Origin of the sequence: Pacificoceanicola algae, from assembly GCF_049341065.1 — a bacterium.
In the GTDB taxonomy this organism is placed as follows: Bacteria; Pseudomonadota; Alphaproteobacteria; order Rhodobacterales; family Rhodobacteraceae; genus Pacificoceanicola.
This window is the reverse complement of sequence record NZ_JBMPIX010000002.1, coordinates 352,326-366,213: the sequence shown is the minus strand read 5'-3', so window position 1 is coordinate 366,213 and position 13,888 is coordinate 352,326. Positions and strand designations below refer to the sequence as shown.

Annotated in this window: 16 protein-coding genes; 6 read left to right on the top strand and 10 right to left on the bottom strand. The window is 58.6% G+C overall.

Annotation, left to right across the window (positions count from 1 at the left end; genetic code table 11):
• Positions 1-36 precede the first annotated feature (36 nt).
• The 10 genes from ACOYQJ_RS04345 to ACOYQJ_RS04300 all read right to left on the bottom strand — a co-directional run bounded on the left by ACOYQJ_RS04345 (position 37) and on the right by ACOYQJ_RS04300 (position 8,948).
• Positions 37-939, bottom strand: coding sequence for a cupin domain-containing protein (locus ACOYQJ_RS04345; RefSeq protein WP_422904778.1), 903 nt, complete (start codon positions 937-939; stop codon positions 37-39).
• The gene (locus ACOYQJ_RS04340; RefSeq protein ID WP_422904777.1) at positions 932-1,429 is read right to left on the bottom strand and encodes a hypothetical protein; all 498 of its coding nucleotides are present in this window, start codon (positions 1,427-1,429) and stop codon (positions 932-934) included. The genes ACOYQJ_RS04345 and ACOYQJ_RS04340 overlap by 8 nt, the downstream gene beginning before the upstream one ends.
• Entirely contained in the window at positions 1,426-2,301 is an 876-nt protein-coding gene (locus tag ACOYQJ_RS04335; protein WP_422904776.1) for a hypothetical protein, read from the bottom strand. Before ACOYQJ_RS04335 ends, ACOYQJ_RS04340 begins: the two co-directional genes overlap by 4 nt.
• Positions 2,302-2,307: 6 nt before the next feature.
• Positions 2,308-3,519, bottom strand: a complete 1,212-nt coding sequence (locus ACOYQJ_RS04330) for an acetyl-CoA C-acetyltransferase (protein ID WP_422904775.1) — start codon at positions 3,517-3,519, stop codon at positions 2,308-2,310.
• An 18-nt stretch (positions 3,520-3,537) separates the two neighbouring features.
• Complete coding sequence (locus ACOYQJ_RS04325) at positions 3,538-4,176, bottom strand: glutathione S-transferase family protein (RefSeq protein ID WP_422904774.1); 639 nt, start codon at positions 4,174-4,176, stop codon at positions 3,538-3,540.
• A 357-nt stretch (positions 4,177-4,533) separates the two neighbouring features.
• Complete coding sequence (locus tag ACOYQJ_RS04320; protein WP_422904773.1) at positions 4,534-5,667, bottom strand: acyl-CoA dehydrogenase family protein; 1,134 nt, start codon at positions 5,665-5,667, stop codon at positions 4,534-4,536.
• Between the two features lie 13 nt (positions 5,668-5,680).
• Positions 5,681-5,893: a hypothetical protein gene (locus ACOYQJ_RS04315; RefSeq protein ID WP_422904772.1), complete on the bottom strand. Its 213-nt coding sequence runs from the start codon at positions 5,891-5,893 to the stop codon at positions 5,681-5,683.
• Between the two features lie 178 nt (positions 5,894-6,071).
• A complete protein-coding gene (locus ACOYQJ_RS04310; RefSeq protein WP_422904771.1) occupies positions 6,072-7,853 on the bottom strand; it encodes an acyl-CoA dehydrogenase C-terminal domain-containing protein in 1,782 nt (593 codons plus the stop codon).
• Between the two features lie 33 nt (positions 7,854-7,886).
• Positions 7,887-8,291, bottom strand: coding sequence for a MerR family transcriptional regulator (locus ACOYQJ_RS04305; RefSeq protein WP_422904770.1), 405 nt, complete (start codon positions 8,289-8,291; stop codon positions 7,887-7,889).
• A 285-nt stretch (positions 8,292-8,576) separates the two neighbouring features.
• On the bottom strand, positions 8,577-8,948 hold the full coding sequence (locus ACOYQJ_RS04300) for a MerR family transcriptional regulator (RefSeq protein ID WP_422904769.1): 372 nt from the start codon (positions 8,946-8,948) through the stop codon (positions 8,577-8,579).
• Positions 8,949-9,052: 104 nt separating this feature from the next.
• Here ACOYQJ_RS04300 and ACOYQJ_RS04295 point away from each other — a divergent pair, with 104 nt between their 5' ends.
• The 6 genes from ACOYQJ_RS04295 to ACOYQJ_RS04270 all read left to right on the top strand — a co-directional run.
• Positions 9,053-9,478: a PaaI family thioesterase gene (locus ACOYQJ_RS04295; RefSeq protein WP_422904768.1), complete on the top strand. Its 426-nt coding sequence runs from the start codon at positions 9,053-9,055 to the stop codon at positions 9,476-9,478.
• Positions 9,475-9,984: a PaaI family thioesterase gene (locus ACOYQJ_RS04290; protein WP_422904767.1), complete on the top strand. Its 510-nt coding sequence runs from the start codon at positions 9,475-9,477 to the stop codon at positions 9,982-9,984. Before ACOYQJ_RS04295 ends, ACOYQJ_RS04290 begins: the two co-directional genes overlap by 4 nt.
• A gap of 77 nt (positions 9,985-10,061) precedes the next feature.
• Positions 10,062-11,387 carry an MATE family efflux transporter gene (locus tag ACOYQJ_RS04285; protein WP_422904766.1) on the top strand — a complete coding sequence of 442 codons (1,326 nt, stop codon included), beginning with the start codon at positions 10,062-10,064 and terminating at the stop codon, positions 11,385-11,387.
• Positions 11,388-11,455: 68 nt separating this feature from the next.
• On the top strand, positions 11,456-11,797 hold the full coding sequence (locus ACOYQJ_RS04280; RefSeq protein ID WP_422904765.1) for a hypothetical protein: 342 nt from the start codon (positions 11,456-11,458) through the stop codon (positions 11,795-11,797).
• Positions 11,798-11,868: 71 nt separating this feature from the next.
• Positions 11,869-13,116 (top strand): tryptophan synthase subunit beta, encoded by a 1,248-nt coding sequence (trpB, locus tag ACOYQJ_RS04275; RefSeq protein WP_422904764.1) that lies wholly within the window; start codon positions 11,869-11,871, stop codon positions 13,114-13,116.
• A 337-nt stretch (positions 13,117-13,453) separates the two neighbouring features.
• Positions 13,454-13,888 (top strand): PepSY domain-containing protein (locus ACOYQJ_RS04270; protein ID WP_422904763.1); only part of this gene is annotated, 435 nt, incomplete at its 3' end.

Sequence of the window (13,888 nt, the reverse complement as noted above, 5' to 3'; positions counted from 1 at the left end):
GTGTCATGTGGCGCGCCTTTGGCGGTCGCCCTTTGTCTAGTGATCTTCGAATGTCTGGTCGGGCGTGATCCGCGCCATGCCGAGGGTCCAGTTGATATGTCCAAGCGAGCTTTCGATGCGGACAATACGCCAACCGTCCTCGCTCTCGGATAGGTAAAAGTTGGTCTCGAAAGGGGCCACGACACGATTGGCATTGTTCAGAAGATGAACCCTCGCGCGCACATGTTTCAGGCCATTTTTCGAGATTTCCTTGCTCTGCACTTCGCGGAAAATGTCGGTAACGTGGTTCAACTGCATTGATTGCGCGTATAGGCGGAAATCTTCTGCGAACTCTTCCTCGGTGCTCAGGAGATAGGGGCTGCCTTCGCGCGGAACGATTGTGACCGGCAATTGAAACAGGCTGCGATAGAGCTCCAGGTCATTGTTGACCAGCGCCTTGGTCAGGTTTTCACTGATCGCCGCAAAGTCGTTGACGGGTACTGGCAAGGGATCGCCATTTTGTCGCGTGAAATGGCTGCTTCCGTCTGCAGTCTGCACCTTCATGTCAATGTCGGAATACCAAGCGGTTTCCGTCTTTGTCGTTGTGCCGACGACGATAAAGGCACCAACCCTGTCAGACCGGTTGACCAGATGATGGCCGTTGGCATCGCCTGCCGGAAAGGCAGCACAATCCCCCACGGCCAACACCGTTTCGCCCTTGTCATCAACAAGGGTCAGTTCACCTGCAGTGACGACCAGAAATTCACCTTGATTTTCATGCCAATGGCGCAACGAGGACATCGCACCTGGGTCAAGTTTGACCAAGTTGACACCAAACTGGTGCAGACCGGCGGATACGCCCAGTCGGTATTGGCGCCGACCCTCGAACATTTGGCCAAAAGGCGCCGGGTAACCCGACCCGGTTTTTACCGGAATAGCGTCGATATCGATCTTAGGCATGGTCCGAACCCTGTTTTGTTGCAGAAGGCTGTTGCTTTCGTGCGGAGAATTTCAGAATCGTTTGGGGGTCAATGACGGTCAGAGCTGAATTCTTGACACCTGATTTCAGATCGTAGCCTTTCCAAACGCCATTCTGCCGGATCAGTGTCTGCGAACTCACGAAGGGTTCCATGATGTAAGATCCGCCGCCCAGAACATAGACCGTGTGCGTTCCTTCGATCTCGGTCTTATCCGCGTTTGTGTATTCGGCTGCGATGGGTATACGTTGATAGTTCGTTGCTCCAAGTGTCCCAAGACTTTTGCGCACGGCGAACATGTGCTCAAAAAGGTCCTGTTCCGTCGTCATGACGATTTCGGTGTCCTGAGTGCGAATGCGGCTAGGCACAGCGAGGTTCCTTGCCAAAGTTTCCCAATCCCTGCCCCAGAGAGCAGTGGTGACAATGTCCAGATGACGGCGATAGATGTCCAGCGCGCTATATTTTTCGGTCATTGTACAACTCCTTCGCGCCGCCAATTCAGATGTCCCAGGCTATGATTGACCCGGCGCATGCGCCACTTCCCGGCCTGACTCAGCCCCAGGATGATTTCGCTTTCGTAAGGATCGACGACCAGGCGTTCCTTGTTCAGGATATAGGTTTTGTAGGTGCCGGTGATTTCGGTATCGGACACAAACCTTGCGTTTTTTACCGTTCGCAGAACGTCGGTTACGCCATGAATGCTGAATTCTTTCAAGTAGATGTCGAAATCCGCTTTCAAATCGGCAAAGTTGTTTATCACCAATTCGCCGTGCCGGGTGTGCATGTGCAACGGATATTCAACGGTCTCATGCAACCCCTCCAGATTACCCGTCAGATAATGCTGGGTAACGACATTCAGGAGCGTCTGGAAAATCCCGAAAGCTTCGAAATTCTGTTCTTCCACACCGTCGGGCGGATTGCCTAACGCGTGCTCGGGCAGGACAGGCCAGGCACGTGTCGCAAGCCCGGTTTCAGAGCGAAAGTTCAACCACTGGCCATCTTCTGAGCGTTCGAACAAGAGATGCGTCGTAAACGGATCAAGCGCCAGGTCTTCGCCTTGGTACAGTCTGGTCAGGTGATATCCCTCAAGTATTCCATGCGCATTGAACCTGGCCGAGACGCATTCCCTCTCGATCCGGTCGATCCCTCGGGCGTCAAGCTCACCAGCGTAGCGATTGAACGAGGTCGCCATCTGATCGCGGTCGTCATAGGTGATGCTGCCATCAACCGTCGCCATGATATTGGGCAACCTGATATGCCGCAGGAAAGCCGATGCATCACGGGCGCGAAAGGCATCCGTCATTGCATCGAGAACCTGTTGGTATGTCTCCATTGCCTGCGGCATTCCTTGTCAGATCCTTTCGATGATTGTTGCCGCGCCCATCCCCGAGGCAATGCACAGCGTGGCAAGGCCGGTTCCCTTGCCGGTGCGCTCCAGCTCATCCAGCAGGGTGCCGATGATGATCGCCCCGGTCGCCCCCAACGGATGCCCCATGGCAATCGAGCCACCATTGACGTTGACCCGATCCGCATCCACGTCAAAGGCCTGCATGAACCGCAGCACTACGCTGGCAAAGGCTTCATTGACCTCGAACAGGTCGATATCGCTGATCGACATGCCACTGTCCGCAAGGATCTTTTCCGTCACCGGTACGGGGCCGGTCAGCATGATGGTCGGATCGGTGCCGATCTTGGCGGTGGCCCTGATACGGGCGCGCGGGGTCAGGCCCCATTTTTCGCCGAACTCCTTGTTGCCGATCAACACGCCCGCAGCACCATCCACGATGCCCGAGCTGTTGCCCGCATGGTGGATATGGTTGATCCGCTCAAGGTGAGGGTACTTCATCAAGGCGACCTTGTCGAAGCCCGGCATGACTTCGCCCATGTCCTTGAAGGCAGGTTTAAGCCCGCCAAGGCTTTGCATGTCTGTGCCGGGACGCATGTATTCGTCGTGATCAAGGATCGGCAGGCCGTTGACATCACGCACGGTGATGACGGATTTGGCAAATCGATTGTCGTCCCAAGCGGCTGCGGCACGGCGTTGCGATTCCATCGCAAGCGCATCCGCATCGTCGCGGCTAAAGCCGTATTCCGTCGCGATGATATCGGCGCTGATCCCCTGCGGGACGAAATAGGTTTCCATGGCAAGGCTGGGATCGACGGCAATCGCCGCGCCGTCGCTGCCCATGGCCACACGGCCCATCATCTCGACCCCACCGGCGATATAGGCCTCGCCCGCGCCGCCTTTGACCTGATTGGCGGCCAGATTGACCGCCTCCATGCCACTGGCGCAAAAGCGGTTGATCGCAAGGCCGGGGATCGACTGGTCCAGATCAGAGGCCAGAACCGCCGAGCGGGCAAGACAGCCGCCTTGCTCGCCGACTTGGGTGACATTGCCCCAGATCACGTCCTCGACCGCATGACCGTCAAGGCCGTTGCGTTCCTTGACGGCGTTCAGAACCAGCGCGCTGAGCCTCAGGCTGGTCACTTCGTGCAGGCTGCCGTCCTTGCGGCCCTTTCCGCGCGGTGTGCGCAGGGCGTCATAGATATAGGCTTCGGTCATGCTCGTGTCCTTCATTCGTCAGGCGCGGTCCGCGGGGGAACCGGGCATCAGGTCATAGGGATGTTTCCAGCCCTCAAGGGCCTGGATATTCGACAGCCATCGGTCGATCTCGGGCCACTCGGCCCGGTCAAAGCCGAAGGGCTCGGGATAAAACAGGTAGCCGCAGCAACTTAAATCAGCATTCGTCGGTCCGTTTCCGACAATCCAATCACGCCCGGCAAGGTGGGTGTCGAGTGTCTTGTACGCGGCTTTCAGGCGGCCATGCATGAACTGGATGACTGGGGCAGGGCGCTTGTCCTCGGGCAGAAAGTTCATCAGGAAACGCGTCATACCGGCCTGCGAGGACATCTTGTGATTGTCCCAAAACATCCAGCGCATGACCTCGCGCGCCTCTTCGGGGGTGTCGCCACCGAATTTGCCGCTTTTCTCGGAAACATACATCTGAATCACGCCAGACTGGGTCAGGCGAGTATCACCGTCCACCAGAACGGGCGCTTCGCCCATTTCATTGATCTCGGACAGATATTCAGGCGTCCGGGTGGCACCGCCAAAAAAGTCGACATAGACCGGCTCCCACTCAAGGCCCGAAAGTTCAAGTGCCAAGGCGGCCTTGTAGGCGTTACCGGATTCACCAAAGCAGTGAAGTTTGATCGTCATGGCGCGTAGCCTCCCGTTGCGCTTGTGTCCGAGGTCGTACTGGGGGTTTCGCACCCCCAGACCCCTGCGGGGTATTTTCAACAAGATGAAAATTCGAAGGAAGATAACATCTTGTTAAGATTGAGTGTGCCATCGTTGGTCTGCGGTACAGGCTGGGGAGCCGATGACCGCACAAGGTGAAGAGCGTCGCAGTCCACGCCATAGGGTCAATCCCAATAAGTGCGCCGGCTGGGCAATCTGAAATGGGCAGGCCGTCTTGGAACCGATCCGGAACAAGGCGGTCCTGCTTTTTCATCTTGTTCCAAATACCCCCGCCGGAGGCTCCGACCCGGGCCTGGGACGCCATGGCGGAAATCATCAAAGCCCCCTCGCAATCAGTTCTTTCATGATTTCATTCGTGCCGCCGTAGATGCGCTGGACCCGCGCGTCGGCCCACATCTCGGCCACCGCATATTCCTGCATGAACCCATACCCGCCGTGCAACTGCACGCAGTCGTCAAGCACCTCTCCCTGCGTGTCCGAGAGCCAGTATTTCGCCATGGCGGCCTTTTCGACGGATAGTTCTCCGCGCAGGTGCTCCTCCATGCAGGCATCCAGAAAGGCGCGAGCGATCGTGGTCTTCGTCTGGCATTCCGCCAGCTTGAACCGGGTGTTCTGGAACTGGGTCAGCGGCCCGCCAAAGGCCTGACGTTCCTTGCAGTAGGCAATGGTTCGTTCAACCGCGCCTTCTATGGCGCCGACAGCGCCGCAGCCAATGATCAGGCGTTCCTGAGGGAGCTGCTTCATCATTTGGTAAAAGCCCTGACCTTCCTCGTCGCCCAACAGGTTTTCCGGGGCGATCTCAACGTTGTCAAAGAACAATTCCGAGGTGTCAGCGGCGTGGCAGCCGATCTTTTCAAGGTTCCGCCCGCGCGCGAACCCTTCGGCGTGCTCGGTTTCGACGACCATCAAAGAGGTGCCTTTTGATCCCAAGGACGGGTCCGTCTTGGCCGCCACCACGATCAGGTTGGCGTGTTGACCGTTGGTAATGAATGTCTTTTGCCCTGACAGGCGATAGGCGTTGCCCTCTTTCACCGCCCGGGTTTTGATGGCCTGAACATCCGAGCCGCCCGAAGGTTCGGTCATAGCCAAGGCGCCGACCAATTCTCCGGTCACCATCTTGGGCAGCCAGCGATGTTTTTGCTCTTCCGTGCCGTAGGACAGGATGTAATGCGCCACGATGCCCGAGTGGATGCCGTGCCCCCAAGACGCCAGATTGGCGCGCGCCGCTTCCATCAGGATCACCGCCTCATGGCCGAAATCGCCGCCCGCGCCGCCATATTCCTCGGGGATCGAGGGGCAAAGCAGGCCCAGCTCGCCGGCCTGAGCCCATGTCTCGGGGTCCATCTGGCCTTGCTTGCGCCATTTGTCGTACAGCGGCTGCCACTCGGTTTCGATGAATTTGCGTGTCATCTCGCCCAGCATGGCGTGTTCTTCTGTCATCCAAGCCATGACGCTTCCTCCCTCATCGCTTTCGCGCGTCCAAATCCGCGTTGAACAATCTCAGCCGGTGCGCAAGCGCTTCGCTGTCTGTCACACTGTCGAAGTGTTCAAACAGAAAGGAAAGTGCTTCTCCTTCGTCCAACCCGGCTTCGGCGGCAAAGTTCCGAAGGTTACGATAGCCATCTTCGGTCATGGCAACAGGAAAACGCCGCGTCAGACGAAATCTTTTTGGCATATCAACCCTTTCCCCCAAGATTGCCGACCGTCAAGAATGCCCCGTGCACCGGGCAAGCATCAAGCCAAATGTGAAAACCGCCCTTACTGTTCAGCACAGTTCCGGGCGTTTGACATGGTGACAACTGCCCGGCCCGTCGCCCGCCTCCGGATGTTGGCGACGGGCGCGGAGTGGTGATTCAGAACTGAGCGGCGTCCAGCGCCATAACAGTGTCCGCGCCGGATTGGATCCGGGCGAGGTGGGTCGCGGTCATTGGCAGTTGCCGGGCCATGTAATAGCGGCCCGTGGTGATCTTGGTCTCGTAGAACGCCGGATCGCTTGCGCCCGCGGCCAGAGCGGCCTTGGCGGCCAGCGCCATCCTTCCCCACATCAGGCCAAGGCAGACATGGCCGAAAAGGTGCATGAAATCATAAGAGCCGGACAGCGCGTTGTTCGGGGTCTTCATGCCATTTTGCATAAAATACATCCCTGCGGCTTGCAGATCCTTGCTCGCAGCCTTGAGCGGTTCAAGGAATTGCGCGTCGAACTCTTCGTCCTGGCCTTTGTTCTCGGAGATGAAGCCTTTGACCATCTCGAAGAAGGCCATGACATGCTTGCCGCCGTCCTGGCCCAGCTTGCGACCTACAAGGTCCAGCGACTGAATGCCGTTTGTGCCTTCGTAGATCATGGTGATGCGGGCATCGCGCACGAACTGCTCCAGCCCCCATTCGCGGGTAAAGCCCGACCCGCCCAAGGTCTGCTGCGCCAGAACGCAGGTTTCAAAGCCCTTGTCGGTCAGGAACCCCTTGATGACCGGGGTCATCAGGGAAATCAGTCCCTCGGCCGCCGCGTCATCGGCCCGGTGCGAGCGGTCGATCAAGGACGCCCCCCAATAGGTGAAGGCGCGCGCGCCCTCGGTGATCGACTTTTGGTCCATCAGATTGCGGCGTACATCCGGGTGCACGATGATCGGATCGGCGGGGCCATCGGGGTTCTTCACACCAGTCACGTCGCGGCCCTGAACACGGTCCAGTGCAAAGCCAAGCGCGTTCTGATAGGCCACTGCGCCCTGAGCATAGCCCTGAAGGCCGACGCCGAGGCGGGCTTCGTTCATCATGGTGAACATGGCGCGCATCCCCTTGTGCGCCTCGCCCACCAGAAAGCCGGTCGCGCCATCATAATTCATCACGCAGGTGGCATTGCCGTGAATGCCCATCTTCTTTTCTAGCCCGCCGCAGGACACCGCATTGCGATCCCCAAGGCTGCCGTCTTCGTTCACCATGAATTTCGGCACGATGAACAGGCTGATGCCTTTCACGCCTTCGGGCGCGTCGGGCAGTTTTGCCAGCACCAAATGAATGATGTTGTCGCACATGTCGTGCTCACCAGCAGAGATCCAGATCTTCTGGCCGGTGATCTTGTAAGTGCCGTCGCCGTCCGGCACGGCCTTGGTGCGGATCAGCCCCAGATCGGTGCCGCAATGCGGCTCGGTCAGGTTCATGGTGCCGCCCCATTCGCAGCTGACCATCTTGGGAAGGTACAGTGCCTTTTGTTCGTCCGAACCATGCGCGTGAATGGCGTTATACGCGCCATGGGTCAGGCCCTGGTACATGTTGAACGCCATATTGGCAGAGCTGAACATCTCGCCCACGGCTGTGCTGATCAGATAGGGCAGACCCTGTCCGCCATAGTCCGGATCGCAGTCCAACGCCGTCCAGCCGCCGTCACGCACTTGGTCAAAGGCCGCCTTGAAGCCTTCGGGCGTGCGCACCACGCCGTTTTCCAAGGTGCAGCCCTGTTCGTCGCCAACCACGTTCAGCGGCGCCAGCACATTTTCGGCCAACTTGGCGGCTTCTCCAAGGATCGCCTCTGTCGTTTCCGAGTCCAGGTCGTCATATCCCGGCACGTCTTGCTCGGAGATCTTCAGCACCTCGTGCAAAATGAACTGCTGGTCTTTGACCGGAGCGGTGTAGGTCGGCATGGAAATCCTCCGTGGGGTGTTCGAGGCCGGGGCTTACCCGGCCTGTCGTTTCTGTTGTGACATCGAGGCCAGCATACGCTCGGCCCATTTCATTTGGTCCTGCAAATCTTCGATTGCAGCGTTCAATTCTTCGCGTTGCTTTTCCAGATCGGCCAGACGATCCTGCGCCACTTCGTAAGAGCGCTGAAGCTGGGTCTGTTGCTGGTCGCCAACATGGTACAGATCCAGAAGCTGCCGGATCTCTTCCAGGCTGAACCCAAAGCGTTTGCCCCGCAGGATCAGTTTCAGGCGGGCCCGGTCGCGCCGGGTAAACAGGCGTTTTTGGCCTTCACGGATGGGAAACAACAATTCCTTCTGCTCGTAAAAGCGCAAGGTGCGCGGCGTCACCTCGAAAGAATCGCACATTTCCCTGATCGTCATCACGCGGTCGTCACTCATGTCTCTATCCTCACTTCGCGTTACGTCATGCACAGTGAGGTGCTGATTTCCGACTATTCATACAATGGGAAAAATCGTTGACGTAACTCATACGCCACGTCACTTTCAGGTTGACGTAACATAAAGCAACGTCAACGGCACCCGCGCGAAACTTTGTTTCAAAGCGCTTTGAGTGCCTGGTCGGGAATTCCCTACCTCAAGTTGCAAGACCGCGTTTGAACCTTCGTCAGAAGCATTCCAACAAGGCAAGAAAATCGCAATGTTTGGCCGAGTCGGCCGTTTCGATCAGCCGTCCAGCGTGCGCTGCGTCTGATCCCGCAACTGTTTGAGCTCGTCCATGGCGTCATCGAGCTGTTGGCGCTGCTCGGTCAATTCCGCCAGCTGGCGATTGGCCATGTCGATCCATGCCTTCATCTGCGCTTCGGTGCCTTCATGTTCGTAAATCAGCAGCCACTGGCGAATTTCTTCAAGTTGGAATCCAAATTTGCGGCCGCGCAGGATCAGCGTCATCCGGGCCACTTCGCGCGGGCCGTAAAAACGGGACCGTCCCTGCCGTTCGGGGGTCAGCAGTTCGATATACTCGTAGTAGCGCAATGTTCGGGGCGTGACCTCGAATTTGGCGCACATTTCCTTAAAGCTCAGGCGTGTCTCGGACATTCTGCATCTCCCCAACTCCAAGGATAGGCCCCGGCGGCAGCAAGGGCAATGCCCGCTTGCAGCGCGCCGCGTCGCTGCCCATAAAGATCACGAAGGAGTTCCTCATGACCGCAGACAAGGCCACCATCGCCCGCCAGTTCATCGAACTTATTCCGCACAGCAAGGCATTGGGCATGGAGATTACCGAAATCGGGGATGGTATCGCCGAAATCCAATTGCCTTATGATCCCCGCTTTATCGGCGATCCCGAAACCGGCGTCATCCACGGCGGCGCGGTCTCAGCCTTGATGGATACCTGCAGCGGCGCCGCCGTCATGAGCCACCCCAATTCGCCGGCGGGAACTGCCACGATCAATCTGCGTATCGACTACATGCGCCCGGCGACTCCCGGTCAGATCATCACCTGCCGGGCGACCTGCTACCACATCACCCGATCAGTCGCCTTTGTCCGCGCCACCGCCTTTGACGAGGATCGGGAAAACCCGGTTGCCAGCGCCAGCGGCGCATTTACCGTGGAGGAGGTGAAATGATCCGCAAGCCGCCCGAACCGGTCCAGATTGTCAAACAGCGCCGCGATGCCGCCCTCGGCGCGCTGGTGTCTGGTGTGCCCTATATCCAATACCTGAACATCAGCTTTGACCGTCGCGGCGACGAACTGACCGCCGTTTTGCCATTTGACGAAAAGCTGATCGGCAACCCCTTTCTGCCCGCGATTCATGGTGGAGTGACCGCGGCCTTCCTCGAAGTGACCGCCATGATCACCCTGAACTGGACGTGGCTTTGGGAGGATATCGAAACCGGCGTACTCGACGCCGACCAGATGACGGCCGGGAAACTGCCGCGCTTGCCCAAGACCATCGATTTCACGGTGGATTACCTGCGCACGGGACTGCCGCGCGACGCCTATGCGCGCGCGCGTGTCACCCGCTTGGGGCGCCGCTATGCCTCGGTTCAGGCCGAAGCCTGGCAAGACAATCACGACCGTCCTTTTGCCCATGCCACCGCGCATTTCCTGATGCCCCGAAAAGACGGCTGATCCGCTTTGCTTCCTGTCAAATATCCAGCCCCTTCACGGGGGCCGGGCCTCAGCACCCGCGCCTCAAAAGCACCCGCATGACCCAAGCCAAACCGATCACCCATGCCCGCGTCCTCAAGATCGCCCTGCCGATCCTGCTGGCAAATGTCACCATTCCGATCCTCGGCGCGGTCGACACCGGCGTGGTCGGTCAAATCCCGGAAGCTGAGCCCATCGCCGCCGTCGGCGTCGGCGCCATCATCCTCAGCGCGGTCTACTGGATTTTCGGGTTTCTGCGCATGGGCACTGTCGGCCTCACGGCGCAGGCCGCTGGCGAAGGCAACCGCCCCGAAGTCGCAGCCCTGCTGACCCGCGCCCTGATGATCGGCATTGCGGGCGGCATCGCGCTGATCTTTCTTCAGGATCTGGTCTATTGGGCCGCCTTCCGGTTGTCCCCCGCCAGCGCCCATGTCGAAGATCTTGCCCGCGCCTATATGCAGATCCGCATCTGGTCTGCCCCTGCCGCCATCGCGATCTATGGCATCACCGGATGGCTGATCGCGCAAGAGCGCACCCGCGATGTCCTGATATTGCAGCTGTGGATGAACGGCGTGAATGTCTGCCTCGATCTGGTCTTTGTGTTGCAACTGGGCTGGGGCGTCGATGGCGTGGCCTTTGCCACCTTTCTGGCAGAATGGTCGGGGCTTGCGCTGGGGCTGGTGCTGTGCCGCGCAGCCTTTGGTGTGCCGGACTGGCGCGACTGGACCCGGGTTTTTGACCGCGAGAAACTGCGGCGCATGGCGGTGGTCAACACCGATATCCTGATCCGCTCGATGCTGCTTCAGGCGATCTTTGTGTCCTTCCTGCTGCTTGGCGGTCGCTTCGGCTCGGTCACGCTGGCGGCCAATCAGGTCCTGCTGCAATTCCTGCATATCACCGGCTATGCGCTGGATGGCTTTGCCTTTGCCGCCGAGGCGATCGTCGGGCAGGCCTTTGGCGCGGGCGCCGTCGCCAGTATCCGGCGCGGAGCCAAGCTGACCTCGATATGGGCGCTGATCTTTGCAGTGATCATGGCCGTTTGCTTTGCCATGATCGGCCCGTGGCTCATCGATATCATGGCAAAAGATCCCGAGGTGCAGCAGGCGGCGCGTCTTTACCTGCCGTGGATGGTGATGACGCCCATTTTCATGCTGGGGCTGATCATGCTGGACGGGATTTTCATCGGCGCCACACGCTCGGCGGATATGCGCAACATGATGTTTGTCTCGGCAGCAATCTATCTTGTGGCGCTCTGGGCGCTGCTCGAACCGATGGGAAATCACGGGCTTTGGATGGCGATGCTGATCTCGATGCTGGCGCGCGGCATCACGCTTGGATTGCGTTACCCGGCGCTGGAGCGGGCGGCGGCAGGCGCAAAAGCTTGAAAAATGGCTGCAAATAGGTTAATGGGCCTCTGTGGGGGTATTTAGCTCGTGACCCAGGGAGGCACGCTATGTACCATGTTCTTGTCATCGGCCTGGAACCCGCAGGCTGGTTGAAAGCAGTTTCACTGCTCAGTTCCATCCGCGCTTTGAAAACCGCAGGCAAGGCTTTGCCCGGCTTCAAAGGGGCCAAACTGTTCAAGTCAGGCCATATCCAATACACAGCGCTGGTCTGGACATCCGCCGAGTCCCTCGAACATTTCGAGTGGAGCAACGACATGGCCAATGTCGAAATGGCCGCTCAAAGCGGGGCGCGTTGCTACGCGGCCCATTCCTTTGTTTGCCAAAAGCCACCTTCAAAGGAGGAAATTGCCTTGCTTTGGCACTCGGCCCGGCACGCCGCGGTGGCCTGACGCGATTTTCCGCATGGTCTTTTGCGCGGCTGCAACCTATGTAGATCGGCAAAAGACAGCGGAGAATTCACATGGCGGACGACCTGTTCAACTCGTTCATGAACGGCCCCGATGAAAAGGGTCGCTTTGGCATTTTCGGCGGACGTTTCGTGTCTGAAACGCTCATGCCGCTCATCCTTTCGTTGGAAGAGGAATACGAGAAAGCCAAGACGGACAAATCCTTTTGGGCCGAGATGGATTTTCTCTGGAAGCATTACGTTGGCCGCCCGTCGCCGCTGTATTTCGCCGAACGCCTGACCGACCGCCTTGGCGGTGCCAAGGTCTATATGAAGCGGGATGAGCTGAACCACACCGGCGCGCACAAGATCAACAACGTGCTGGGCCAGATCATTCTGGCGCGCCGCATGGGCAAGACCCGGATCATCGCGGAAACCGGGGCAGGGCAGCATGGCGTGGCAACCGCCACCGTCTGCGCCAAGTTCGGTCTCAAATGCGTGGTCTACATGGGGGCCCACGACGTAGAGCGTCAGCAGCCCAACGTCTTCCGCATGAAGCTGCTGGGCGCCGAAGTGATCCCCGTCACGTCCGGTCGTGGCACGCTGAAGGACGCGATGAACGACGCGCTGCGCGACTGGGTCACCAACGTGCGCGACACGTTCTATTGCATCGGCACCGTCGCCGGCCCGCACCCGTATCCGGCCATGGTCCGCGATTTCCAGTCGATCATCGGCAAGGAAACCCGCGAGCAGATGATGGAGGCCGAAGGCCGTCTGCCCGACACGCTGGTCGCGGCCATAGGCGGCGGCTCGAACGCCATGGGCCTGTTCTATCCCTTCCTTGACGACAAGGATGTTCAGATCATCGGCGTCGAAGCGGGTGGCAAGGGTGTGAACGAAAAGATGGAGCATTGCGCCTCTCTCACCGGCGGACGCCCCGGCGTGCTGCACGGCAACCGGACCTATCTGCTGCAGGATGAGGATGGCCAGATCCTTGAAGGTTTCTCGATTTCTGCGGGTCTGGATTATCCCGGCATCGGGCCGGAGCATTCCTGGCTGCATGACGTGGGCCGCGCCGAATATGTCTCGATCACCGACAGAGAAGCGTTGGCGGCCTTCCAGCTGTGCTGCGAGACCGAGGGCATCATTCCGGCGCTCGAACCCAGCCACGCGCTGGGCCATGTCATGAAGATCGCGCCCAAACTGCCGAAGGATCACATCATCTGCATGAACCTCTGCGGGCGTGGCGACAAGGATATCTTCACCGTCGCCAAGCACCTTGGTGTCGACATGTCCGGCACCGAAGGGCGCAAAGCCGACTAAAGACTGGTCATTGGCGAAATTAGAAAAGGGCAGCTTTGTGGCTGCCCTTTTGCTTTTGTTAGGTGCGCAATGCCGCCACCGCCCTGTTCAATGCTCGGCAGGCCGGGTTTCGCTCCCGGCTTAAACAGAAAGCCCACATCTATCGGCCAAAAGGCAGAAAAATCGGGCTGTTGCCGGCCGTATAAACTTTGGTTTAGGCCACTCTATCCTGCGTTTATTGCGGCGAAACTAAACTTTGCGGCAATATCAATCAGGCTCGGCCGAGGGCAGTCATGTCCCAGTGGCACCGCAATCCCCAACGGTGTCTCGTTAGAAACCAAACCAAAGGATATGTCCTATGAAAACCAAACTCCTGCTCTCGACCGGCGCCGCTCTTCTTTTTGGCACGATGGCTTTTGCCGATGCCTTCAACGACCAGGTTGTCGCACAACTGCAATCCCAGGGCTTCCAGACGCTTGAGATCAAGACACGCAACGGCCAGACGAAATTCGAAGCTGTTCGCGGCGATCAAAAGCTGGAGGTCGTCTATGACCGGGCGACTGGCAAAGTTGTCAGCCAGGAAATGAAGCAGGCAAAGGCGAGCGAGCAGACCGCCGAAAAAACGCAGACCCAGACACAGACGCAGACCGAAACGCAATATAGCGATGACAATAACTCGGGCAGCGACGACAATGGCACCGATGACAACGGCACTGACGATCACAGCGGTTCCGACAGTAGCGACGATCACAGCGGTTCCGACAGCAGCGACGATCACAGCGGTTCCGACAGT